This window comes from Streptomyces sp. NPDC086080 (assembly GCF_044540255.1).
In the GTDB taxonomy this organism is placed as follows: domain Bacteria; phylum Actinomycetota; class Actinomycetes; order Streptomycetales; family Streptomycetaceae; genus Streptomyces.
The window spans coordinates 119,632-144,903 of the sequence record NZ_JBITRU010000004.1; the positions used below are offsets into that span (position 1 = coordinate 119,632).

Sequence of the window (25,272 nt, forward strand, 5' to 3'; positions counted from 1 at the left end):
AATGCCTCGTAAGGGCCCCGCCCCGAAGCGCCCGGTCATCATCGACCCGGTCTACGGTTCTCCTCTGGTGACCTCCCTGATCAACAAGGTGCTGCTGAACGGCAAGCGCTCCACCGCCGAGCGCATCGTCTACGGCGCCATGGAGGGTCTGCGCGAGAAGACGGGCAACGACCCCGTCATCACGCTGAAGCGCGCCCTGGAGAACATCAAGCCGACCCTCGAGGTCAAGTCCCGCCGTGTCGGTGGCGCCACGTACCAGGTTCCGATCGAGGTCAAGCCCGGTCGTGCCAACACCCTGGCGTTGCGCTGGCTGGTCGGTTACTCCCGCGCCCGTCGCGAGAAGACCATGACCGAGCGTCTGCTCAACGAGCTCCTCGACGCCTCCAACGGCCTCGGCGCCGCTGTGAAGAAGCGCGAGGACACGCACAAGATGGCCGAGTCCAACAAGGCCTTCGCGCACTACCGCTGGTAGTCGCTACCCACATCGAGACCGAGAGAAGACTGAAGCCTTATGGCTACCACTTCACTTGACCTGGCCAAGGTCCGCAACATCGGGATCATGGCCCACATCGACGCGGGCAAGACGACGACCACCGAGCGGATCCTGTTCTACACCGGCGTCTCCTACAAGATCGGTGAGGTCCACGAGGGCGCTGCCACCATGGACTGGATGGAGCAGGAGCAGGAGCGTGGTATCACCATCACCTCCGCCGCGACCACCTGTCACTGGCCGCTCGAGGACAACGACTACACGATCAACATCATCGACACCCCGGGCCACGTCGACTTCACCGTCGAGGTGGAGCGCTCGCTGCGCGTCCTCGACGGTGCCGTGACGGTGTTCGACGGTGTCGCCGGTGTCGAGCCGCAGTCCGAGACGGTGTGGCGTCAGGCGGACCGCTACGGCGTTCCGCGTATCTGCTTCGTCAACAAGCTCGACCGCACCGGTGCCGAATTCCACCGTTGTGTCGACATGATCAGCGACCGCCTGGGCGCGCAGCCGCTCGTCATGCAGCTGCCGATCGGTGCCGAGGCGGACTTCAAGGGCGTCGTCGACCTCGTGACGATGAAGGCCTACGTGTGGTCCGCCGAGGCCACCAAGGGCGAGATGTACGACGTCGTCGACATCCCGGCCACGCACACCGAGGCCGCCGAGGAGTGGCGCGGCAAGCTGCTCGAGGCCGTCGCCGAGAACGACGAAGAGCTGATGGAGCTGTACCTGGAGGGCCAGGAGCCCACCACGGAGCAGCTGTACGCCGCGATCCGTCGCATCACCATCGCCTCCGGCAAGTCCACCGAGACCACCGTCACCCCGGTGTTCTGCGGCACCGCGTTCAAGAACAAGGGCGTTCAGCCCCTGCTCGACGCGGTCGTGCGCTACCTGCCGACCCCGCTCGACGTGGAGGCCATCGAGGGCCACGACGTCAAGGACCCCGAGGTCGTCATCAAGCGCAAGCCGTCGGAGGACGAGCCCCTCGCCGCGCTCGCGTTCAAGATCATGAGCGACCCGCACCTGGGCAAGCTCACCTTCGTCCGGGTCTACTCGGGCCGCCTGGAGTCCGGCACCGCGGTGCTGAACTCCGTGAAGGGCAAGAAGGAGCGCATCGGCAAGATCTACCGCATGCACGCCAACAAGCGTGAGGAGATCGAGTCGGTGGGCGCCGGTGACATCGTCGCCGTCATGGGCCTGAAGCAGACCACCACCGGTGAGACGCTGTCCGACGACAAGAGCCCGGTCATCCTGGAGTCCATGGACTTCCCGGCGCCGGTCATCCAGGTCGCCATCGAGCCCAAGTCGAAGGGTGACCAGGAGAAGCTGGGCGTCGCGATCCAGCGCCTGGCCGAGGAGGACCCGTCCTTCCAGGTCCACTCGGACGAGGAGACCGGTCAGACCATCATCGGTGGCATGGGCGAGCTGCACCTCGAGGTGCTGGTCGACCGTATGCGCCGTGAGTTCAAGGTCGAGGCCAACGTCGGCAAGCCCCAGGTCGCGTACCGTGAGACGATCCGCAAGGCCGTCGAGCGCGTGGACTACACCCACAAGAAGCAGACCGGTGGTACCGGTCAGTTCGCCAAGGTGCAGATCGCGATCGAGCCGATCGAGGGCGGCGACGCCAGTTACGAGTTCGTGAACAAGGTGACCGGTGGCCGCATCCCGAAGGAGTACATCCCTTCGGTGGACGCCGGTGCCCAGGAGGCCATGCAGTTCGGCATCCTGGCCGGCTACGAGATGACGGGCGTCCGCGTCACGCTCATCGACGGTGGCTACCACGAGGTCGACTCCTCCGAGCTCGCGTTCAAGATCGCCGGTTCGCAGGCCTTCAAGGAGGCCGCGCGCAAGGCTTCGCCCGTGCTCCTGGAGCCGATGATGGCCGTCGAGGTCACCACGCCCGAGGACTACATGGGTGAGGTCATCGGCGACATCAACTCCCGCCGTGGCCAGATCCAGGCCATGGAGGAGCGGGCGGGTGCCCGCGTCGTGAAGGGGCTCGTGCCCCTCTCGGAGATGTTCGGCTACGTCGGCGACCTGCGCAGCAAGACGTCCGGCCGTGCCAGCTACTCCATGCAGTTCGACTCCTACGCCGAGGTTCCGCGGAACGTCGCCGAGGAGATCATCGCGAAGGCCAAGGGCGAGTAGCGGACTCCGTTCAACGGACTCCGTATCCACGCTTTAGGCTTGACCCCGGAGCCTGCAGGGGACATTCCGCCGTCACCCCGGTGGAATGTCCCGGGCCCGGGTTTCCCAGCAAAGATCACCTGGCGCCGTTGAAGCAAGGCGTACAGAACCACTCCACAGGAGGACCCCAGTGGCGAAGGCGAAGTTCGAGCGGACTAAGCCGCACGTCAACATCGGCACCATCGGTCACATCGACCACGGTAAGACGACCCTCACGGCCGCCATTACCAAGGTGCTGCACGACGCGTACCCGGACCTGAACGAGGCCTCGGCCTTCGACCAGATCGACAAGGCTCCCGAAGAGCGCCAGCGCGGTATCACGATCTCGATCTCCCACGTCGAGTACCAGACCGAGCAGCGTCACTACGCCCACGTCGACTGCCCCGGTCACGCGGACTACATCAAGAACATGATCACGGGTGCGGCGCAGATGGACGGCGCCATCCTCGTGGTCGCGGCCACCGACGGCCCGATGCCGCAGACCAAGGAGCACGTGCTCCTGGCCCGCCAGGTCGGTGTTCCGTACATCGTCGTCGCCCTGAACAAGGCCGACATGGTGGACGACGAGGAGATCCTGGAGCTCGTCGAGCTCGAGGTTCGTGAGCTGCTCTCCGAGTACGAGTTCCCGGGCGACGACCTGCCGGTCGTCAAGGTCTCGGCGCTCAAGGCCCTCGAGGGCGACAAGGAGTGGGGCAACACCGTCCTCGAGCTGATGAAGGCCGTGGACGAGAGCATCCCGCAGCCCGAGCGCGACGTCGACAAGCCGTTCCTGATGCCGATCGAGGACGTCTTCACGATCACCGGTCGTGGCACCGTCGTCACCGGTCGTATCGAGCGTGGTGTCCTCAAGGTCAACGAGACCGTCGACATCGTGGGCATCAAGCCGGAGAAGACCACCACCACGGTCACCGGCATCGAGATGTTCCGCAAGCTGCTCGACGAGGGCCAGGCCGGTGAGAACGTCGGTCTGCTGCTCCGCGGCATCAAGCGCGAGGACGTCGAGCGCGGCCAGGTCATCATCAAGCCGGGCTCGGTCACCCCGCACACCGAGTTCGAGGCCCAGGCCTACATCCTGTCGAAGGACGAGGGTGGCCGTCACACCCCCTTCTTCAACAACTACCGCCCGCAGTTCTACTTCCGTACGACGGACGTGACCGGCGTGGTGACCCTCCCCGAGGGCACCGAGATGGTCATGCCGGGTGACAACACCGAGATGAAGGTGGAGCTCATCCAGCCCGTCGCCATGGAAGAGGGCCTGAAGTTCGCCATCCGTGAGGGTGGCCGGACCGTGGGCGCCGGCCAGGTCACCAAGATCAACAAGTGAGCTTGCTGATCTGACCTGGTAGCTCCTGCTTGCGAGCACCTGAGAGGGCCCGTACGACTTCGGTCGTACGGGCCCTTTCGCTTTCGCGGTGCGGGCGTCAACGCATGCGCCTCTACGGTCGCTCGATCGTGCGAAGAGTGGGCCCTATGCGGGCAGCACATGCCGTTCCCCCCTACGTTCGCCTCATGGTCAGCTCATCCCATGAGGCCCTGCACCGGATCTTCCAGCAGGAACCGGGCCTCTTCGCGCGCGTCGCCAGGAACCTCGGCGTCGCCTTCCCCCCGCCCGTGTCCGCCTCGGAGCTCTCCACCGACCTCACGGAGACCCGGCCGCTGGAGCGGCGGGTGGACACGCTGCTGCGCATGGACACCGAGGACGGCGCGTTCGTCCTGGCCGTCGAGTCGCAGAGCAAGCCGAGCCCGCACAAGCCGGCGAGCTGGGCCTACTACCTCTCCCACGTGTACGCCAAGTACCGCGTCCCGCCGGTCCTCCTCGTCGTGTGCCCGGACCGCAAGACGGCTGCCTGGGCGGCCCGGCAGTTCGACATCGGCCCGCGCCAGTGGCCCTCGCTCACCCTGCGGCCCCTGGTCCTGGGCCCCGACAACGTGCCGGTGATCGACAGCCCCGACGAAGCCGCCCGGGACATCCCGCTCACGATCCTGTCGGCAGCGTTGCACCGCTGCGAGCCGGAAGCCGATGCCATACTGAATGCGCTGGCCAAGGCACTGAAAGGCCTGTCGGCCGACGACGAGAGCACCGCAGGCACCTTCATCGAACTCATGGAACAGGGCCTGGGCACGACGCAGGCCGCGGATCTCTGGAGGCATCTCATGGCCGTCGACCTCTCCTTCTTCCAGTCACAGACCGCCCAGCAGCTCCGCGCCGAGGGCCGGGCAGAGGCCGTTCTGGTGTTTCTGGGCCACCGGGGTGTCGAGCTCAGCGAAGAGGACCGGGAGCGGATTTCCGGCTGTGGTGACCCCGAGGTACTGGACCTGTGGCTCGAGAGGGCTGTCACGGCGAGGTCGGCGGCGGAGCTCTTCGCGCCGGCCGAGGATTCGGGGCTCGCGGACTGATGGACCTCTCCTTCTTACCGTCACAGCCCACCCAGCAGCTCCCCTGCGTCATCGGGGCCTCACGGTCTCCGACGAGGACCGGGAGCGCGTCGCAGGCTGCTGGGACGCCGGGACGTCGACACACTGAACGTCTGGTTCACCCGGGCCATCACGGCGTCGGCAGCCGAGGTCTTCGACGACGGGACCGCCGAGTCCTCCAGCGTGAGAGTGATCCCATCGGGGTTGGCGTAGGTCGTGGCGTACTCGGTGCGCAGCGCGTCGACCTCCGCACGCTCGCCGCCGTCCTTCGCCTCGGCGAGGGCGGCCTGGTGGCCTGCGTGGTCTCGCCACTGCCGGCAGCAGCCGACGCCTCCTCCCCGAACATCGGACCGGAACCGCCGTCGGCTGCGACGGAGCGGCCCACTGAGGCCTACGCGCCGCCGACGATGTCCACATCGGAGGCCGCCGCCAGATCGGCCTGCACCACGAAACCGCACAGCACGGCGACAGCAACTGCCGCACGCGACGCACGCAACACCTCAGCCCGCATGAACGTCTCGTTCGCGTTTACGCCGACGCCGATTCGATCACCGTGATCTTTGACGACGCCCCACTGAGGCAGGACCGGCAGGCAGTGGACAGCGTCCAGCCGCGGCTCATCGGTGACAGCATCCCCTGCCCGGCGCGGTCGAGATGGCACCCTCCATCGAGGCACCGGGCCATGGCGGGATCTCCGCACAACCCCGCGCCCGTATCCACCTCACCCCTCGCCGCCGCACCTGAGCCATACGTGGACTCCTCGCCAGGTCGTCCGTTATGCACTGGCGAGGTCGTCGATCGACGCGATGTGGATCACGGCCTCGGAGCTGGTGGTGAGGGTCTCGTAGTCGCGGGCGAGGCGACGGCCCTGCGCGCCCGTTTGCTTCGCGGCAGGCCACCGGGCCGAAGAACATCCAGGTCGTCGATGCTGTCGGCCCCGGCGATCATGTCGCCCACGATCGACAGGGCCTTCGCGTCGGCTGCCGTACCGGCACCGTTCCTCGCGCCGGTGAGCTTCACCTGCTCGGCCGCCAACCGGGGCAGACCGCACCGCTCGGCCAGCCGCATTGTCGGGACCAGCCCGGCATGCGCGACCCGGTCCAGGTCGTCGAACGCGGCGAACTGCGCCGCCGGGCTGTGGAAGACTCTCACTTACGAGATGCCTTGCTTCGTGGGACTGATGAGGGCGTAGGAATTCCCATCATCCCAGGTCAGCGGGCACCTCTTCTCATTTCGCCGCCCACAGACCGCCTATCGCGCGGTGGATCCAGGCTGAGGCCCGTCAGGTCCCGCTCCAGCTCCCCGTCAGGTACGGGTGACCGTCCCGCACTCCTCGTGCTGCGCCTCCTCATCCATCAGGGACTGCCTGCGATCGTAGGGGTCCTTGGACGGGCCGGTGGCCGGGGCGCCAGTGGGGGCGTCGCCGGGGAAGACGGGATGGAAGTAGCCGTCGTCGATGTCGCACTCGCTGTTGAAGAACTCGGAGGCGTACGACTCGAGCGTGAGCTTGCCCTTGGTGACGATCCACTCGGCCGGGTCGGCCAGGGTCATGGTCACGTCGCGGCGGACGATGGTACGCGCCACTCGGTCGCCGTCTCCGTCGGCCCGGACCAGCGGGTAGACGAAGGTGTAGTCCGCGTGTACCCGCACCTCGCCCGTCTCGCCGGCCTCGAACGTCATATGGCCACGCACCTTGACCACCTCCCCGGCCACGCGCGCCTCGTCCGGGTCGAAGCGACTGAAGAGGCCGAGGGGGTTGTCGTTCCGCGATGGTTCGCGAAGCGACCGCTCCAGTTGCGACAGCAGGGCCGGCTGCTTCGGTTCGAGGAGGGACAGCGCCCGGGTGGGCTGCCCGCCGCGCAGGACGGCCGCGTCCAGGTTGGCGTCGACCAGGAACTCCTTGGTGCGACGCAGCGCGAGCGCCACATCGTCCTTGCTCATCCCGCCGACCGCCTTCGCGGGCGGGAGCTCGATGGCGTCCGCGCCGTCGGCCCACCGCTCGGCCGGCGAGCCGCGGAACGGGTGCTCGCGCGTGGGTGTCCCGGCCTGCTCGACGTCGGCCGGGGCGCCGGTCGGCAGGACCGTCTCGGCGGGCAGTGGTGAGGGGGAAGCGGCTGCCGTCGAATCGTAGCCGGGCAGCCGGTCCAGCAACAGCGAGGGACGGACCGCGACCACTGCGACCGCCACCGCCAGCAGCACACCGAGGGCCGACCAGACCTGACGCCGACGGTGCGCCCTGCCATTGATCTCCTGCCACACAGGCCCGGTACGCCAGCCGGAAGGGGCCCAGGGCTCCGCCGCCCGCGCCTTCTTACGACGCCCGAGCCGTACCCGCCACCGGCGGCGGGTACTGCTGCCGCGCTGCTGCGCATCGGCCTCCTCCCGCAGCCGCCGGGTCACCATCCGGGCCCGCGCCGACGGCTCCTCGGGCGCCGGAGCCCCGCCACCCTCCGAGGCGTCCCGCAGGAACGCCTCCCACTGCTCGTCGGGTATCGAGGACTCCTCGTCGGGCCGCTCGTCGGGGTGTTCGGGAGATGGGACGGTGCTCACGGGCTCTCTCATCGGAAACGGTGCAGTACACAGCGGCGGTGGGGCTGCACGGCCACACCGCGCAGGATCACCGAAGGGCATTGTCTTTTGCCACCACAGGCTGTGCACAGGGACCGTGCGAAAGCCGTGATCGAACCGGTACGGCCCTGAGCCACGCACCGGCCATGACGCCGCTCAGGACGACGCCGGAAACCGCCGTTCACCTCCGGCGAGGTGTCCGTCCAAGAGGGCACGCGACCGCACGGACTCGTCCCGCCCGCCCACCCCCCGCTTGGGCAGAATGACCAGGCACGATGCCCGCTTGTCGGCGCTGACCAGCACGTACAGACGACGTGTCTCGACGTACCGGGACATCGCCGGCCAGTCGAACCTGGCGAAGGTGTGGTCCGTCTCGACGGACACCCCCGACTCGTCGACAGTGATCCGCCGCTCCCCTGGACCTCATGGATCCGCTGCTGGGACCGAGCCGTCATCCTGGGCGCCAGGACCAGCCCGAACCAGACGACCGGCGGCGACGATGACGACCCGCCCGGGGAGGAGGAACCCGGCAGCACCTGGTCCGCGGGCACCGTCCACCGGGCGGGCGACACCGTCACCTACGGCGGCGCCACCTACCCCTGTCTCCAGGGCCACCAGGCCCAGACCGGCTGGCAGCCCCCGAACGTCCCGGCCCTGTGGCAGCGCGTCTCACCCACGCCCGACCCATCCTCACGGAGAAGCGGAGACACAGAGCCCCGGGCGCGCCGACGCGGCACACCCGGGGCCCCACGCCCTGCTCCCACAGGAGGCCGGCGGGATACGTCGTCAGTCGGTTGCGAAACGGCTGTATGCGGCCAGCCGCTCACCGGCACCGCCTGTCAGCCACTCCCCGGTATCCGGGTCGAACGGGATCGGGACGCCACCCTCGCGCTCGGAAATGAAGGGCATTTCCATGGTGTCCCATACAAAGGTGTACAAGAACTCGGTGAAACTGCCCTCGAAGTATCCGAAGTCCGAGCCACGGCCCGGGCGCCCGGCGATGGTCCAGTGGTCGGGGTCATCGTCTGCCCCGCCGGGTCTCGTCCATCCCGATCGCCTCGGTCGCAGGCGGGGTCGCGGGCATCACCTTCGCGGCGTGGTCCTCGAAGCAGCGCTGCACGATCGGCCAGGACAGGTGCAGGTCGCGGCCGGGCCTGCACGACGGTACGAGAGCCGTCGCAGACCGCCGCCCCCGCCGCCCCCGGTGTCGTCGATGTCCAAGCCCCTGGGATTTCACGATCGTTGCGTAGAGAACAACCATGATCACGAAGGCCCGCGGGCCACTTGCGTCCGGGGCACCCACACCCCACCACATCACACACCGTGACCGGCAAGCCTACCCGTCACCGCCGCACCCCCATCAAGTTCGAAGACGTGTGCCACGAATGCAGAGAGGATGCCCGGATGTAGGTAGATGAGCATCTTGGATGCGGTGCTGTACGGGAGATGAAGGATTGGCCCTTCGGAGCCGCCCTGCGGGGGGAGGCTTCAAACCGCCTCATGCTGCGTTGGCTGAAGACTGTCGTGGTGAGCGATGAGGAAAAGGCGCCTGGGAGGCGTCAGGTGGGGACAGGGGAGACGATCACTGGCGAAGCGTCGGAAAATTTTCAGATGGCGTCAAAACCGGGGTGTGTCTTCAACTCCGGGACAAGCCCGGCGGGAGCCCGTCGACTGGCCGGGCGGCGTCCGGCGTAGAGGTGACGTGAGCTCTGTCTGCCGCTCTCGTACGGAACGTGGGAAGGCGTGTCCGGCATGGCCGCGTTCAGCGACGCGGTCACCCGGGAGAGCCCGGGTCGGGAGTATCCCGTAGGGACTTCGAGTACCGGGCCGGACGCGCCGGCGGACCGGCCCGTAGTAGTGACGAAGCCCCTGTAACGAGGGTGGAGCGAAGGAGCCGGGTCGTTCGTGGCTGTTGTTTGTCCGGCCAACCAGAGCTCTGGGAGGAGCCCGATGGGCCAGCTGAAAGCATCTGTCAAGCCGTTCGACATCTCCAAGTCGGAGGTGTGGGACGCCTGGACCAAGGTGAAGGGTAATCAGGGAGCACCCGGGGTGGACGGACAGTCCATCGAGGCGTTCGAGAAGGACCTGAAGAACAACCTGTACAAGGTCTGGAACAGGATGTCCTCGGGGACCTACTTCCCGCCCCCGGTGAAGGCGGTGGAGATCCCGAAGGCTCACGGCGCCGCAGGCGTCCGTGTGCTCGGGGTGCCCACCGTCGCCGATCGGGTTGCGCAGACAGTGGTGGCCGCGCATCTGGAGAGACGGGTGGAACCGTTGTTCCATCCTGATTCCTACGGCTACCGGCCCCGCCGTTCGGCCCTGGACGCGGTCGGGACCTGCCGGAAACGCTGCTGGGAGTACAACTGGGTGATCGATCTCGACATCCGGAAGTTCTTCGACAGCGTCCGGTGGGACCTCGTGATCAAGGCCGTCGAGGCGCATACCGATGCCCGCTGGGTGGTGCTGTATGTGAAGCGGTGGCTGGCCGCCGATCTGCAGCTACCCGACGGGACCTTGCAGAAGCGGGACCGGGGAACCCCACAGGGCTCATCGGTCTCACCCGTCCTGGCGAACCTCTTCATGCACTACGCGTTCGACATCTGGCTGGACAAGGAGTTCCCGTCCGTCGCGTTCGAGCGCTACGCGGATGACGCGGTGATCCACTGCGTTACCGAGTGGCAGGCCAGGCGTGTCCTGGCCGCACTTCATGAGCGGATGGAGCAGGTCGGGCTGGAGCTGCACCCGGACAAGACAAAGATCGTGTACTGCAAGGACAGCAACCGGCGCGGCTCCTTCGAGCAGTTGTCGTTCACGTTCCTGGGGTTCACCTTCCAGCCTCGTTCGGCTCGTCGGAGGGACGGCGTGCAGTACACGTTGTTCCAACCAGCGGTCAGCAAGGACGCCCTGAAGAAGATGAACGCGGAGGTGCGGTCATGGCGGCTGCACCGCCGCGTCAACAGCACCGAAGCGGATCTCGCACGGAAGATCAACCCGATCGTGCGGGGATGGATGGCCTACTACGGGACCCACCGCCGATGGGAGCTGTCCGCCCTGCTCCATCGCATCAACACCTACCTGTTGCGGTGGATCATGAACAAGTACAAGAGGCTGAACACCTGGAAGAAGGCCGTCCAGGCGATGCGTGATGCCGTCGCGCGTCAGCCCCGGTACTTCGCGCACTGGGCCTGGGTGAAACCGGCCGTCAGATGACCAGAACGACAAGAGCCGTATGACGGGAGACTGTCACGTACGGATCTGTGGGAGCCCGAGGGTGAGATCCCCTCGGGCTACCCGACCCGCTATTGCCTCGGGAATGAATGCAGGACTGACACCATCTCACTGCTGTAGTCGTCACAGCTGTTCAGCAGATCAGGCCATGCCCCAGAGGTGAGCAGATCGCCACTGGCAGAAGCAGCCAGGATGGCTTCATGGCACCGCTCTTCGACTTCAAGGTTCCTGGTGGCGAAGTATCCCAGGCCATATACGCGGAGGCGGTCTCCGACACTCCCGAGGTAGGTCTCGCGGCGTTCTTCCCCTTCCACCGCCATCAGCGTGCCATCAATGCACTCGTCGAGATAATCAGCCTGTTCTCGGGCAAGGATGATGATTCTGTCAGTCTGGACCTCGCTTATCTCACCCAGGGCTTCTCCCAGCAAGATCCACCCACCGATCGCCTCCAGTTGGAAGCTCCCGGTGAGGTCTGGATCGATCTCCGACTCGAACAGCGGTGCACGGCTCAGTTCAGCGATGGCCTGCTGGAACACGTCGTCGGGCTCACCGTCCAGCCGCCCCGCACCGCAGCGGAGCAGGGAATCGACCGCTGCCGGGTCGACTCCCCAGTCCCCGGGCATCTCGATGTCCAGCAGAGGCGCCTGCAGCCGACGCAGCGCCAGGAACACCGCCTGATGCCGCTGCGCCCGGTCCATCCGCTGGATCTGCGCCGCCAACTTCTCATCGTAACGCCAGTCCACTGGGCCCCCATCACGCTCACCGATATCCCATGGCCGCCAGGTAATTCGTCCATGCTTCATGGTTTCGCCATGCATACATGGATTGTCCCGGTATCTTCGCCTGCGTCCCAAGAGTAACTGGTCCCACCATTTCCGCCCCCACTTCACCCAGGAATTCCTCGCAGCCGTCGGGTGCGCAGGCGTTACGTGACACGCCACCGGCTACTGGTGTCAGGCCGTTCAGGGCCATGAAGTGGACAGCTGTTTCCTCCGCGTGGGCCTGGGCGATATTGGTCGCAACAATAATGTCAGAGCGCCCCAGCGAGCCGATATAGCCGAGCTGGTCCTTCGACAGCCCCTTGCCAGCGCCACTGACTATGTTGACGAGCGAACCATCGGCCTTGCGTGCGACCGTCACGGCCGTCGTCCTGAAGCGCTCGGCAACGAACGGGGGGTTGATCCGGCTGTGGATGTCGTCTGCGAGCTTCTTGGCCCCAGCAGCGAGCGCTGCGGCATCGCATGTGTCGACGCCACAGCTTCCCGCCGCAGGAGACGGACCGCCCAGGCCGGGCAGCGGTACGCAGGTGTTGCCCGGTGTCCAGCCTGCCCCGGGGTTGCAGTAGGCGACGCCGGTGTCGGGGTCGAGGAGATTGCCGCCACCCGTGCACTGGAGGCCGAGGAGGCCGCCGGCGCAGAAGCCGCTGCCGTCGGGGAAGTGCTTGAAGTACTCCGCGAGGTCCTCGGCGGAGAACCCGAGCTCCTTGAGCGACTTGGTGAAGGAGTCGTCGACGAACTCGTCGTGCTCAGTGTCCGTCTTCGCGCTGGTGACCGGCCGTTCCGCTGCCGTATGCAGCGCATCCTTGATGAGATCGGGCCACTGCGGCGGGGGCGGAGGAGGAGGCGGGCCGAAGTCGGCGCAGCCGAAGCTGCACGTGCTGGGTCCCGCTCCGCCTCCGCCGCCCCCGCCCGACCAGAAGCCGGTGCGCACGAGGTCGCTGGAGCCCGGGTTCTGCCGGATCGGGCTGACGACGGCTCCGCGATACGGGCCGGTGGAGTAGTCGTTGTACTCGCGGACCGGGGCCCAGTGGGTCTTCGTGTTCGCCCGGTTCTGATACAGGTCGTACGCTTCCCAGGCCCAGCCGATCGGCCCCAGGGCCCGCTTCCCGGCGAAGCGCAGCGCCTTGCCGGGGTTCCTCGCGAGCCAGCGTGCCCCGGACTTGGCGGCCTTGCCCGCCGAATTGGCGTACCTCTCCGCCTGGCGGATGCCCCGCTCGACATCCCTCGGGGCGCACACGCCCCATAGGCACAGGTCGTGTCCGCTCGGGTCCGTGTTCAGCAGAGGGTTGCCGTTGCCGTAGCCGTAGCGGTTGGCGTTGATGGACGGGACCGGGTTCAGGGTCCAGGAGTCCCGGGAGGAGAAGCCGCCCGTGTCCGGGTCGTACCAGCGGGCGTGCATGTTGACCTGGCCGGTGTCCGGGTCGGTGTACTCGCCCTGGTAGCCCAGCGGGCCGGTGCTGCCCGACGCCGCTGTGACCTTGCCGTAGGGCGAGTAGCCCGTCGAGCCGGCCAGGGTGCCCGTGGCCGTGGCGAAGGCGCCGGTGACATCGCCGTGCACGTCGGACAGCAGCGCCGTGGCGTTCGTACCGCCGACCTGAGCGGAGGACACCGCCTCGCCCGCCGGGTCGCGGAAGACCAGGCCGGCTGCCGTGGCGACCGGGTTGTTGGAATGGTCCGCGTAGGTCAGCGTGTCGTCGCCCTGCCGCACCAGACGCCCCAGCGCGTCGAACGCCGCCGTGTGCGAACCGCTCGCGTCCGTGCTGCCGGTACGGGGAGGCTTGCGGTCACTTCGCGTAGGCATCACGCGGTGCGGGTGCGCTCGGGGACGGGCAGTTTCCCCACCGAGCCGGTGTGCGCCGAGACAGGCGACTCGGGCGGCTCGTCAACACGTGCTGGCTGCCGTTACGGCACGCTGCATGCCTCAGCTGAGCCGACGGGAGAGGTGCTCTGTGGAGTCCTCTCCTTCTGCTACGAGAAGTTGCTCCACTGGCAGAGAGGGGCCTGGGCGGCAGTGGGCCCCGGCCCCGGCCCACCGTGATCACTGCAGCGCTTCGACGCGGGGGGAACGACTCCGTACGGCGGCGTAGCAGCGCGATATGGCTTCCGTGCGACGGACGTGACCGGCGTGGTGACCCTCCCCGAGGGCACCGAGATGGTCATGCCGGGTGACAACACCGAGATGAAGGTGGAGCTCATCCAGCCCGTCGCCATGGAGGAGGGCCTGAAGTTCGCCATCCGTGAGGGTGGCCGGACCGTGGGCGCCGGCCAGGTCACCAAGATCATCCGACCGACGAGGACCGGGAGCGCGTCGCAAGCTGCTGGGACGCGGGGACGTCGGCACACTGAACGTCTGGTTCACCCGGGCCACCACGGCGTCGGCAGCCGAGGTCTTCGAGGACGGGACGGACCTGCTCCGGTCAGTGGGGGAGTGCGATGCCGAAGGCGTCGCCGTCGGCTCCGGGTGCTCCGCCGAGGCTGCTTTGCGAGACGGCTTGGGCGGACTCCAGCTTGCCGGGGGCCACCTTGACCACGGTCACCGTGCCGGCGCCGTCGCCAGGGGCGCCGATCAGGACTTCCATCCGGCCGTCGCCATCTGTGTCGAGGCTTCCGACAGTCCAGCCGAAGTGGTTGCCGGCGCCCACTGACCGGGGTACGCCCGGGGAGTCCTGGTGGGCCGTTACGCGCCCGGCTGTGGTGATGCCGCTGTCGGGACTGCCGAAAAGCACCATGGAGGAACCGGAGCCCGTCGCCGATCCCACGGCCTCGCTACGCATTCCTACGATCAGATCGTCGATGCCGTCCCCGTCAAAGTCGCCCGTAGCCAGTGAACTTGCGAAATAGTCCTCTGGCTCGGCGGCGCTGTTGATCCCGGGGGACGGTTGGTCGAACATCCTTACGCGGTCGTACGACAGACCTTCCTCATCTGCGTACAGAACTGCAAGGCGGCCGGCGGCGCCACTTGTGCCGACCGGCTGGTCGGAGACGCCGACTGCCACGTCCATATACGGATCGTCGTTGAAGTTCCCCACGGCAAGGGCTGTGCCGGAGAATTCGCTGACGCCGTCCATGTGTGTGGAACCGATGTACTGTCCAGCAGTCGGACCGTCGTCGAACGGGCCGAAGAGAACAAGAACGGAGCCACGGTCCGAGCTGCCGACGATCTGTTCGCCGATCGTCGACACCACGAGGTCGCCGTGCCCATCCCCGTTGACATCGCCGACGGCGAGTCGCTCGCCGAACCGGTCGCCGACCTCCGGCCCCCCGGGAACATGGGGGCTGCCTTGGTCGAGCCACACCGCCGAGTCGGCGGTGAGTCCATCGCCGGAGCCGAACAGCAGCCGTATCGAACCGGCTCCTGACCTTCCCTCGGCGGAATCCAGGGGCTGTCCCACCGCGAGATCGGCGTAACCGTCCCCATTGAGGTCGCCGGCTGCCAGGGAATATCCGAAGATCCGGTCGATGCCTGGGTCGCCAGGGACACCAGGGGTGCCCTCGTGAAAGACGTCAACCCGGGAACCGTAGAGACCCTTGGATGTGCCGTAGTGCACGGTGATGGATCCGGCGCCCGTCACTGTGCCAAGCGCCTCCAGCGGAGTGCTGACCGCCAGGTCGGCGTATCCGTCTCGATTGAAGTCACCGCTGGTAAAGGTCTGTCCGAAGGAGTCGTCGGTCTCGGCGGCACCCGACACCGCTGCGGAGTCCTGGCCGATGCGCAGGGAGGTGCTTGCGGGCCCGGTGGAGGTTCCGTTGGCTACGACGACCGACCCGGCACGAACATGCCCCCCCACGGTGTCGCCGGGCAGGCCAACGACCAAGTCCGGCGTACCGTCACCGTTGAAGTCGTAGGGCCTGGCCGCATCTCCCGAACCGGCGATGAGGACGGTCGATGTCACTGCGGCTGCACAGATGACGAGCAGGGCGACGGCCGACTGCCATGCCTTCGGTCTGCGCCTGGATGCCGTGCGGGTCTTGTCTTCGGCCATGAGCCCTTCACTTTGTTGCGGCCGTGTGGAGATTGCCCATGGCGGGATTCCGCTGTCGGGACCTCGGTGCGGGACGGTTCGGACAGCCGTCGTGGGCGATCGGTCCGTGTGATGACGCCGCAGGTTATCCCGGTGATCGTGTCGAATCGATCACGGTCGATCGTGCGATCGGCCGGCCGCGCGGAGGTTGGCCGAAATGGTTTGTCGCAGGTCAGTGGGGGTAGCAGATCGTCCAGAGGTTTTGTGGTGAGCCTGTGCGGGACCCCCATAGTGGGTAATGTCGTTATAAATATGTTGTCATGGACGCGGCTCGGCTGGCGCCTGATCATCTAGCGTTTACGCCGCCCGGGTTCCTCTCCCCCATCGGCGGCGAGTGCGCCCGGATCCCCTGCTTCCGGCCGATCGTCCCGCGTGCGGACGATCGGCCTTGTGGTGTCGAGGAGTTCCGTGCCCAACAGCCCCCGCCTCCGTCCCCTTGTGGGTCTCCGGCGCCGACGCTTTGGACGCCCCGCACGGGCCGTGGCCCTGACGTCCGGCAGCGTGTTGTTGGCACTCAGCGTCACCCTGCTGCCGCCGCCCGCGCTGACGCCGTTCGTCCAGGCCACTTCGGCCATGCCCTGGCCCGATGCCGCCCCACCCGAGCAGCGAACGGGCACGGCGGCGGGGCGGAAGCACGAGGTCGGCTTTGAACGCACCGACGCGAACGGACGCGGCACGGCCGATCCCGCAGCCCTGACGGCGGCTCACGACTCCCTGCCGCTACACGACTCCGGTGTCGGCTTCACCCCGGTCGGACCTACGGCCACCGCACCCGCGCTCGAGCCGGGAGCCACAACCGACGGGCAGCAGGGTTTCACCGGTTACGACCCCGAGCAGAGTGCCGAGGACCCGGGCGAACGCACGGCATCCTCCAAAGAGTTCCGCAACCCCGACGGCACCCGCACCACCCGTGTCTACACCGAGCAGGTGCACTACCGGGACGCGGCCGGTGCCTGGCGCGAGATCGACACCTCGCTGGTCCCCGCCGACGAGGCACATGCGGGCGGCGACCGGCTGGCCGCCGCCGCTGACGACACCGAACTCACCCTGGCCACCCGCGGCGACGACCCCGCCCTGGCCATGCTGAAGGTGGACGACGGCCGCCACGAGATCGGCTTCGGCGTGTCCGGGGCCACCGCCGCTACCGCTGAGGTGCGGGACGACGCCGCGCACTACGAGGACGTGCGCCGGGACTCCGACCTCGTCCTGGAGGCTGCGCACGGCGCGGTCAAGGAGACCATCGTCCTCAACTCGCCGGATGCGCCCCGCGAGTGGACCTTCCCGCTCCACCTCGGCGGGTTGACCCCCTCACTCGACCCGCACGGCGCCGTCCTGCTGAAGGACGCCGGTGGCGAGACCCAGGCCGTCATCCCCAAGGGATGGATGGAGGACTCCGCCCACGACCCGAGGACCGGCGGCCCCGCCCTGTCGGGCGATGTCGACTACCGGCTGGTGGAGAAGGACGGACGCTGGTCGCTGAAGGTTCTGCTCGACGAGGCATGGCTCGACGCGCCCGAACGGGTCTACCCGGTGCGCGTCGACCCCAGCGTCGACGACATCGACGACAACGGTGACTCCTTCGTCCAGGACACCTGGCCGGACGGCAACTTCGCCGGTGACGACGAACTGAAGGTCGGCAGCTACGACGCCGGCACCAACCGGGCGATCAGCTACCTGAAGTTCGACCACGTCACCGGCGAGCTGAAGAACCGCTACATCCTCAACGCCGACCTCGGCCTCTACAATGTCTGGTCCTCCAGCTGCACCGCCCAGAAGATGACCGTTCACCAGGTCACCGGCGCGTGGAGCTCCACGACGGTCACCTGGAACAACCGCCCCCCGAGCTTCGACGACCTCATCGCCTCGGCCTCCTTCGCCCACGGCGAGAACTGCGGCGGGTCCAAGTGGCGCGTCCTCGACCTGGGGAGCAAGGGCGTCAACCTGGTGCAGGGCTGGGTCGACGGTTCGAAGGCCAACCACGGCCTCGCCCTGTGGGCCGACTTCGACACCTCCGGCCCCTGGAAGCGCTTCGGCAGCGCCAACTCCGCCAACAAGCCGTACCTGGCCGTCACGCACAGCGCCTGGGGTGCGCGGTACGACGTCGGCTCCCAGACGGCCCCGCTGACCGGCGGTCAGGGCGGCGAGGTGAGCGTCAACGTCACGAACCTCGGCGACTTCACCTGGGAACCGCTCGGGTGGAACGAGGTCCGCCTCGGCGTTCGCGTCCGCGACTACGACACCGGTGCACTCATGAGCCAGGTCGCCTTCACCCGTCTCGGCGAGCGTCTCACTCCCGGCGACGACACCACGCTCAGCGCCCGGATACCTCCGCTGCCGCCGGGCAAGTACAAGGTCAACTTCGATCTGCAACGGCTGCGGGACCAGAAGTGGTTCTCCAGCGAGGACGTCCCGGTCGTCACCGTCGGCGTCACCTCCCAAGATGTCGGCCCGCGCATCACGGACGTGTACCCGGACCCGGGCGGCCAGGTCGGGAGCCTGACCCCGGCGCTGTTCATGGACACGGAGAGCATCGACCACCACCCGGCCGGGGCCAAGATCGAGCACTGGTTCGAGATCTGCTCGGGAACCGTCGAGGCACCAGCGGACTGCGCCGACTCGGGCTGGCTGACCAAACGCATGTGGAATGTGCCCGCCGGGAAGCTCACCTGGGGCAACCAGTACCTGTGGCGCGTCAAGGCCCGCGAGGACGGCAAGTCGACCCCGCTCAGCCCCTTCTACACCGTCACCACCGCCGTTGAGCAGCCCGCGATCACCTCCCACCTGGGCAGCCAGGGCCTGGCCGCCGACGGCCGTGAGGTCGACCCTGGCATCGGCAACTACACGACCACCGACACCGACGCCACCGTGGCCACGGTCGGCCCCGGCCTGACCGTCACCCGCACCTACAACAGCCGCGACCCGCGCTCCGACAACGCCTTCGGCGCCGGCTGGTCCACCCGCTACGACATGCGGATCGCGCCCGACGGCGACGGCACCGGCAATGTCGTCGCCACCCTGCCGGACGGACGTCAGGTCCGCTTCGGCAAGAACCCCGACGGCGGTTACGCGCCCCCCTACGGCAGCTTCTCCACCCTGACCGTCGTCAGCGGCGGCGGTTGGAAGCTGACCGACAAGGAGCAGACCACCTACGTCTTCGACGCGGCCGGCCGGCTGACCGAGGTCACCGACTACCGCGACCGCACCCAGACCCTCACCTACAACACGGACGGAGAGCTGACCGACGTCACCGCCACCGGCGGCCGCGCCCTGCACCTCACCTGGTCCGGCGGCCATGTCGCGACCGTCAGCACCGACCCGCCGAAGACCGGCACCGACCCGCTCACCTGGACGTACACCTACGCCGGTGACCGACTCACCCTGGTCTGCGGTCCCGAGGAGGAGCTCGGCGCCTGCACCGCCTACGGATACGGCGACGGCTCCCACCATCGCACGGTCCTGCACGACGCCGGCCCGTTTTCCTACTGGCGTCTGAACGAGGAGGACGGCGCCACCGACGCGGCCGGCGACCTCCCGCTGAGCCGGGACGAGCACGCCGGCACCTACCGGGACGTCCAGCTCGGCGCGCCCGGCGCGCTCGCGGGCAGCCCGGACACGGCGGCGACCTTCAACGGCACCACGTCCTACGTGCAGTTGCCGGACCAGCTGGTCTCCGACACCCCTTACCTCACCGCCGAACTGTGGTTCCGCACCACCGGCAGCGGTGTCCTCCTCAGCTACCAGGACCACACCCTGGAAGAGGCCACCACCGGCAAGTACACCCCGGCGCTGTACGTCGGCACCGACGGCAGGCTGCGCGGCGAGTTCTGGAACGGCACCGCAGCGCCCATCACCTCCGCCTCCACCGTCAACGACGGCACCTGGCACCACGTGGCGCTGACCGCCGCCGGCAACACCCAGACGCTGTACCTGGACGGCAGGAAGGCCGGCAGCCTCAGCGGTGAGATCACCCAGTACGACCAGCGCTTCGTGTACCTCGGCGCCGGCTACTGGAACAACTGGCCCGCCACCACCGGCACCGTCGGCCACTTCGCCGGCGACATCGACGAGGCCGCCGTCTACTCCCGGCCCCTCGGCGCCCGCACCGTCGCCGAGCATCACACCTCAGCGCAGGTCGCTCAGCAGCTCACCAAGGTGACCCGGGCGAGCGGCCGGGTGCACGCGGAGGTCGCCTACGACACCGTGAACGACCGCGTGTCTTCCTACACGGACGCCAATGGCGGCACATACCGCCTGTCCGACCTGGAGGTCACGGGCACCGAGGACCAGCCCGCCACAGACGACCAGCCTGCCGTCGACGGGACCCCGACCCTCACCGTCACGGTCTCCGACCCCAACGACCGCATGTCGGGCTACACCTACGACCCACTGCAGGGCAACCGGCTGATCGCCCAGACCGATACGGCCGGTCACACCGCGCGCTTCGCCTACGACACCGGCGGCTACCTCGCGGCCACCACCGGTCCCGACGGTTCCGTCACCCGTTTCGGCAACGACGAGCGCGGCAACCGCGTCTCGCAGACCACGTGCCGGAAGACCGGTGACGAGGACACCTGCCACACCTCGTACTCGAGCTACTTCCACGACCCCGACGATCCGCTCGACCCGCGCAACGATCAGCTCACCGCCGTACGCGACGCCCGCTCGGCGGGCGTTGCCGACGACACCTACACAACGTCGTACGGCTACAACGCCTTCGGTGACCGGACCTCCACCACCACCCCATCCGGCACCGAGTCCTTCACCTTCACCGATGGCACCGAGCCCGCCGCCGACGGCGGCACGACCCCGGCCGGCCTGCTCGCCACCAGCACCGACGCGCGCGGGGCCGTCACCCGGCGCGCCTACACGGCGGCCGGTGACCTGGCGAAGGTCACCGACCCCAAGGGCGTCGTCACCGAGTACACCTACGACGCGCTCGGCCGCGAGACCGGCAGCAGCGTGATCTCCGATGCCCACCCCGGCGGCGTCACGACGGCCACCACGTACGACGGCGAGTCCCGTCCGCTGACGGTCACCGGCCCGGTCACGACGAACCGGGTCACGGACACCGACCACCGGGCCCGCACGACGTACACGTACGACGGTGACGGCAGGGTGCTCACGGAGTCCGTCGCCGACCTCCTCGGCGGCGACGCCACCCGCACCACGCGCCGTGCCTACGACACGCACGGCCGCCTGGCCACGCTCACCGACCCGGAGGGCGGCGAGGAGACCTACACCTACGACGCCTACGGCCGCCAGACCAGCCGCACCCTGCCGGGCGAGAGGACGTTCCGGTACACGTACACGGCGATGGGCTCCCTCGCCACGGTCACCCTGGCCGGCTACACAGGCGACCCGAACGACCCCTCCGCCGCCCGTGACGTCGTCCTTGACTCGTACGCGTACGACCCGGCGGGCCGGCTCGCCGAGCACACCGACGCGATGGGCCGCACCACACGCCACACGTACTACGACGACGGCCTCAAGGCCCGCGAGATCCTGGCCGGCTTCCATGACCCGGACGGCACCACCCGCGACCTGGTACTGAGCGACCGCGCCTACGACGCCGCCGGGCACCTGGTCCGGGAGACCACCGGCAACGGCAAGGTCACCACTGCCTACGAGGTGGACGCCGCCGGACGCACCACGGCCGAGGTCCTCGACCCCTCCGGCCTGGCCCGCCGCACCGCCTACACCTACGACGCCGGCGGCGCGGTGCACACCGCAACCCTCACCGGCACCGGCGGCACCCGCACCGAGAAGGTCACGTACGAGCGGAACGCCACCGGTGACCTGACCCGGCAGACGGTGGAGAACGGCGCCACCGACCTGGTCACCACTTACGAGGTCGACGACCGCGGCCTTGTGGTCGCCGAGACCTCCCCCCGCGGCAACGTCACCGGTGCCGACCCGGCCGCGTACACCACGCACCACACGTACGACGCGCTCGGCCGCCTCGTCGTCACGCGCGACGCCCCGGTGACCGCCGAGACCCGGCAGTCCCCGGCGGCGACCGTCCGCCCGACCACCACCGTCGGCTACAACGCCTTCGGCGAGACGGCCGCGGTCCGCGACCCGAACGGCCACGTCCAGCACACCGCGTACGACCGTCTGGGCCGCGCGACGAGCGCGACCATGCCCGACTACACCCCGCCCGGCGCCACGGATCCGCTGCCCGGCGAGGTCACCCACGCCTATGACGCGGCGGGCAACCTGGCGAGCGAGACCGACGCCCTGGGCCGCACCACGCACTACTCCTACGACCAGTTCGGCAACCTGGCGAAGGTGACACTGCCGGCCCCCGAGGACGGCGCAGCCGCCCCGGTGTCGACGTTCACCTACGACCTGCTGGGCGAGCAGCTGTCCGCCACCGGTCCGACCGGCGCCCGCACCGAGGCCACCTACGACGACCTCGGCCGCCAGATCACCTCAACAGTCCTCGAACGCCACCCCGCACCGGGCGCGTTCACCACGACGCACACCTACGACGACGCGGGCAACCTGCGCTCGACGAAGAGCCCGACGGGACTGACCGCCTCCGGCACGTACAACGCGGCGGGCGACCCGCTCACCGCCACGGACACCGGCGGCGGCGTCACCACCTACACCTACGGTCCCACCGGCCTGCCCACGGCGGTGACGACCCCGCAGGGCCGCACCACACGAACCGTCCACGACCTGGCGGGCCGCGCCACCGAGGTCCGGGACGAGAACGCCGCCGGCACGGTCCTGCGCAGCATGTCCTCCTCCTACGACGCGGACGGCAACCCGGTCGAGGTCACCGACGCACTGGACCACACGGTCCGGCAGACATTCGACGCGCTGGGCCGCCTGACGCGGCTGGTCGAGCCGGTCGACGCGGACACGTCGATCACGACGACGTACGGCTACGACGCGGCGGGCAACCGCACGCGCCTGACCGACGGCAGGGGCAACACCACCTGGTACGGCTTCACCGGCCGCGGCGCCCTGGAAACGGTGGTGGAACCCTCCACACAGGCCCACCCGGACACGGCGGACCGCACCTGGACCACGGTGTTCGACGCGGCCGGGCTCCCGGTGAAGGAACTCCGGCCGGGCGGCGTGACGGTCGAACGGACCTTCGATGCGCTGGGCCGCCTGATCCGGTCCGCCGGATCGGGCGCCGAGGCCGCGACCACGCCGGACGTCCTCGGCTACGACGCGCTGGGCAACCTCACCTCGGCGAGCGCGCCGGGCGGCACGAACACCTACACCTACGACGACCGCGGCAACCTGCTGTCGGCCGACGGCCCGTCCGGCACGGCGTCCTTCACCTACGACACCGAAGGCCGCCTCACCGCCCGCACGGACGCGGCGGGAGCAGCCACCTTCGGCTACGACGGCGCCGGCCGGCTGAAGTCGGCGGCCGACCCGCTGACGCAGGCGACACTGACCTACGGCTACGACACGGCCTCCCGCCTGACGTCGGTGGCGTACGGCGGCACGGGCGCGACCCGCGCACTGGGCTACGACGTCCTGGACCGCCCGACCTCGGACACCCTGAAGGCCCCGGGCGGCACGACGACGGCGTCGGTCACGTACGGCTATGACGCGGCCTCCCGCCTGGTCGAGAAGACGACGACGGGAACCGCAGGCGCGGGCACCCAGTCCTACGGCTACGACCGGGCGGGCCGTCTGACCAGCTGGACGGGCGCCGACGGCACGGTCACCGACTACACCTGGGACGCGGCGGGCAACCGCACGTCCGCCGGTGACACGACGGCGACGTACGACGCACGCAACCGCCTGCTGACGGCCGGGGACGTGACGTACACGTACACGCCGCGAGGCAACCGCACCGCCGGCAGCGACGCGGGCGGCAGCCACACCTTCGCCTTCGACGCGCACGGTCGGATGGTGTCGGCGGACGGCACAGCGTACGGGTACGACGCGCTGGGGCGCCTGGTGCGGCAGGGCGACGACACGCTGACCTACGCGGACCATTCCAACAACCCGGTCGCCACGGCAGCCGGCCTGGTCTTCCGCGACCCGGCGGGCGAGGCGGTGTCCTCCGCTCAGGTCGGCGGTACGAACGCCACGGCGCTGCTGTCCGACGTGCACGGCGATGTCACCGGCGCCTTCGCCACGGCCACGGGCACCCTGGCCGGCTCGACGGGCTACTCGCCCTACGGCAAGGTCACAGCGGCGTCGGGCAGCACCGGCCCGCTGGGCTACCAGGGCGAGTACACCGACCCGGACACCGGCCAGGTCAACATGCACGCCCGCTGGTACGACCCGGAAACAGGCGGCTTCTCCTCCCGCGACTCCTGGACCCTGAACCCGGTCCCGTCCATCAACGCCAACCGCTACGGCTACGGCAACGGCAACCCCCTGCTGAACACGGACCCGAGCGGACACTTGGTGCCCTGCGCGCTCCCCGTTGCTGCTCCGGTCTGTGTCGGGGCAGGGGCCGGGGCGGTGGCCGGGCCGGGCGGCGCCGCGATCGGCGGAATCGTCGGTGGGGCCTTCTCCCTCGTCTCGGGCGCTGCGTGGTGGTTCGGAAGTCGGGACCTAGGACCGGACAACGGCAGACGACCGTCACCGAGTCCGGGCCCCTCTCCGTACACGCCGGGTTACGGCGGCGGATGGAGCCTGCCGTCGACGTCCGGTCTGGCGGCCGCTGTACGTGCCCAGGCGGCCGCCGCAGCCTGGGCGGCCGGACAGAACGCGGGCAGCAGTGACCTCGTCGACACAGGCATGGGTGGCCGCCCAGGTCTTGGGCCCAGCAACGGCACCGCCTTGTGCTTTTACGCCTGCTTCGACGCCGGGCCCCCGCCGCCTCCGCCCCCGCCGCCGTGGCCCGATCTCATCAAGGATGCGCTGCATACGGCAGCGGAACGGCCGGTCACCAGCGCGACGACGGACACCGAGCACGACGAGTTCGTGGACGATGCGTTCACCCGGGCTCAGAAGGACCTGAGGTTCACCCCGGCGCAACTGCGTGGCTACTTCAAGTTCTTCCCCAACGGGGAGGGCCGACCGGACCCCGCTCTCTCTCCCTGGCCGCAACCGGGTCCTTCTGCCGGAGGTGGCAGTGGTACGTCATCCGAGAACCTCTGTGCCCGGCCGAAGTCGGAGCGGTTCTTCTACCAGCCTCTGGTCAAACGCCGCCCGCAGGGCGCGACCGCGCTGATCTGTCCGCAGGACCTGAAAAAGCCCAACCAGGGGAGAGACGACGACGGGAGCCCGTACGTCGCCGGCTTCCCGGATCCCAATCCCCAGAATGCCACTGGCCTCTACACCTACAATCGAACCCATATCATCGCGGACCAGTATGGTGGTGAATGGCGTTCGGAGAATCTATTCACCGGCTACCGGCAGATGAACACCAGCGGTATGCGGCGGTGCGAGTCCCGCATAGTCAAGCAGTTGAAGGCGGGTAACGCGGTTCTCTACTCCGGTCAGCTGAGCTATCCCTCCGACTCGGCACTCGTGCCGGATTCGATTCAGATGACTGCCATGACGAAGACGGGGGTACTCTTCAGCACTCCCGTGTCGAACCAGCAGAGGAAGGGGCACTCGTGTTGAGCGGTGTCAATGACCTGGAACGTGCTCTTCC

At 68.5% G+C, this 25,272-nt stretch carries 13 protein-coding genes and 2 pseudogenes; 8 read left to right on the forward strand and 7 right to left on the reverse strand.

Annotated features, from left to right (window positions below; all coding sequences use genetic code 11):
- Nucleotide 1: 1 nt before the first annotated feature.
- The 4 genes from rpsG (at nt 2) to ACIF9R_RS06555 (ending at nt 5,074) form a co-directional block, all read left to right on the forward strand.
- Nucleotides 2-472: a 30S ribosomal protein S7 gene (gene rpsG, locus ACIF9R_RS06540; RefSeq protein WP_003974303.1), complete on the forward strand. Its 471-nt coding sequence runs from the start codon at nt 2-4 to the stop codon at nt 470-472.
- 39 nt (nt 473-511) lie between these two features.
- Nucleotides 512-2,638, forward strand: coding sequence for an elongation factor G (gene fusA / locus ACIF9R_RS06545; RefSeq protein ID WP_399975203.1), 2,127 nt, complete (start codon nt 512-514; stop codon nt 2,636-2,638).
- Between the two features lie 169 nt (nt 2,639-2,807).
- Nucleotides 2,808-4,001 (forward strand): elongation factor Tu, encoded by a 1,194-nt coding sequence (tuf, locus tag ACIF9R_RS06550; protein ID WP_399975205.1) that lies wholly within the window; start codon nt 2,808-2,810, stop codon nt 3,999-4,001.
- Between the two features lie 185 nt (nt 4,002-4,186).
- The gene (locus ACIF9R_RS06555; RefSeq protein WP_399975208.1) at nt 4,187-5,074 is read left to right on the forward strand and encodes a hypothetical protein; all 888 of its coding nucleotides are present in this window, start codon (nt 4,187-4,189) and stop codon (nt 5,072-5,074) included.
- A 409-nt stretch (nt 5,075-5,483) separates the two neighbouring features.
- Here the strand turns inward: ACIF9R_RS06555 and ACIF9R_RS06560 are convergent, their stop codons facing one another.
- The 4 genes from ACIF9R_RS06560 to ACIF9R_RS06575 all read right to left on the reverse strand — a co-directional run bounded on the left by ACIF9R_RS06560 (nt 5,484) and on the right by ACIF9R_RS06575 (nt 8,044).
- A complete protein-coding gene (locus tag ACIF9R_RS06560) occupies nt 5,484-5,753 on the reverse strand; it encodes a hypothetical protein (RefSeq protein WP_399975210.1) in 270 nt (89 codons plus the stop codon).
- Nucleotides 5,754-5,905: 152 nt separating this feature from the next.
- Nucleotides 5,906-6,244 (reverse strand): hypothetical protein, encoded by a 339-nt coding sequence (locus ACIF9R_RS06565; protein WP_399975761.1) that lies wholly within the window; start codon nt 6,242-6,244, stop codon nt 5,906-5,908.
- A gap of 153 nt (nt 6,245-6,397) precedes the next feature.
- Nucleotides 6,398-7,642, reverse strand: a complete 1,245-nt coding sequence (locus ACIF9R_RS06570) for a hypothetical protein (protein WP_399975214.1) — start codon at nt 7,640-7,642, stop codon at nt 6,398-6,400.
- A 174-nt stretch (nt 7,643-7,816) separates the two neighbouring features.
- Nucleotides 7,817-8,044 (reverse strand): YcxB family protein, encoded by a 228-nt coding sequence (locus tag ACIF9R_RS06575; RefSeq protein ID WP_399975216.1) that lies wholly within the window; start codon nt 8,042-8,044, stop codon nt 7,817-7,819.
- Nucleotides 8,045-8,143: 99 nt separating this feature from the next.
- Here ACIF9R_RS06575 and ACIF9R_RS06580 point away from each other — a divergent pair.
- A pseudogene (locus ACIF9R_RS06580) lies at nt 8,144-8,329 on the forward strand (carbohydrate-binding protein); the annotation flags it as partial.
- 1,281 nt (nt 8,330-9,610) lie between these two features.
- Nucleotides 9,611-10,870 (forward strand): group II intron reverse transcriptase/maturase, encoded by a 1,260-nt coding sequence (ltrA, locus tag ACIF9R_RS06585; RefSeq protein ID WP_399975218.1) that lies wholly within the window; start codon nt 9,611-9,613, stop codon nt 10,868-10,870.
- 89 nt (nt 10,871-10,959) lie between these two features.
- Here ltrA and ACIF9R_RS06590 read toward each other — a convergent pair whose 3' ends face one another.
- Entirely contained in the window at nt 10,960-11,607 is a 648-nt protein-coding gene (locus ACIF9R_RS06590; RefSeq protein ID WP_399975221.1) for a hypothetical protein, read from the reverse strand.
- 40 nt (nt 11,608-11,647) lie between these two features.
- Nucleotides 11,648-13,468 carry an RHS repeat-associated core domain-containing protein gene (locus tag ACIF9R_RS06595; RefSeq protein WP_399975223.1) on the reverse strand — a complete coding sequence of 607 codons (1,821 nt, stop codon included), beginning with the start codon at nt 13,466-13,468 and terminating at the stop codon, nt 11,648-11,650.
- A 300-nt stretch (nt 13,469-13,768) separates the two neighbouring features.
- Here ACIF9R_RS06595 and ACIF9R_RS06600 point away from each other — a divergent pair.
- A pseudogene (locus tag ACIF9R_RS06600) lies at nt 13,769-13,954 on the forward strand (elongation factor Tu); the annotation flags it as partial.
- A gap of 130 nt (nt 13,955-14,084) precedes the next feature.
- Here ACIF9R_RS06600 and ACIF9R_RS06605 read toward each other — a convergent pair.
- On the reverse strand, nt 14,085-15,650 hold the full coding sequence (locus ACIF9R_RS06605; RefSeq protein ID WP_399975225.1) for an FG-GAP and VCBS repeat-containing protein: 1,566 nt from the start codon (nt 15,648-15,650) through the stop codon (nt 14,085-14,087).
- A 519-nt stretch (nt 15,651-16,169) separates the two neighbouring features.
- Between ACIF9R_RS06605 and ACIF9R_RS06610 the strand changes: the two genes are divergently transcribed.
- Entirely contained in the window at nt 16,170-25,241 is a 9,072-nt protein-coding gene (locus ACIF9R_RS06610) for a DNRLRE domain-containing protein (protein WP_399975228.1), read from the forward strand.
- Nucleotides 25,242-25,272: the final 31 nt, after the last annotated feature.

What these genes read in the sequence shown, in the direction of transcription:
- rpsG (WP_003974303.1), top strand. Translation starts at nt 2, where the DNA reads ATGCCTCGTAAGGGCCCCGCCCCGAAGCGCCCGGTCATCATCGACCCG.
- ACIF9R_RS06605 (WP_399975225.1), bottom strand. Translation starts at nt 15,650, where the DNA reads ATGGCCGAAGACAAGACCCGCACGGCATCCAGGCGCAGACCGAAGGCA.
- ltrA (WP_399975218.1), top strand. Translation starts at nt 9,611, where the DNA reads ATGGGCCAGCTGAAAGCATCTGTCAAGCCGTTCGACATCTCCAAGTCG.
- fusA (WP_399975203.1), top strand. Translation starts at nt 512, where the DNA reads ATGGCTACCACTTCACTTGACCTGGCCAAGGTCCGCAACATCGGGATC.
- ACIF9R_RS06555 (WP_399975208.1), top strand. Translation starts at nt 4,187, where the DNA reads ATGGTCAGCTCATCCCATGAGGCCCTGCACCGGATCTTCCAGCAGGAA.
- ACIF9R_RS06595 (WP_399975223.1), bottom strand. Translation starts at nt 13,468, where the DNA reads ATGCCTACGCGAAGTGACCGCAAGCCTCCCCGTACCGGCAGCACGGAC.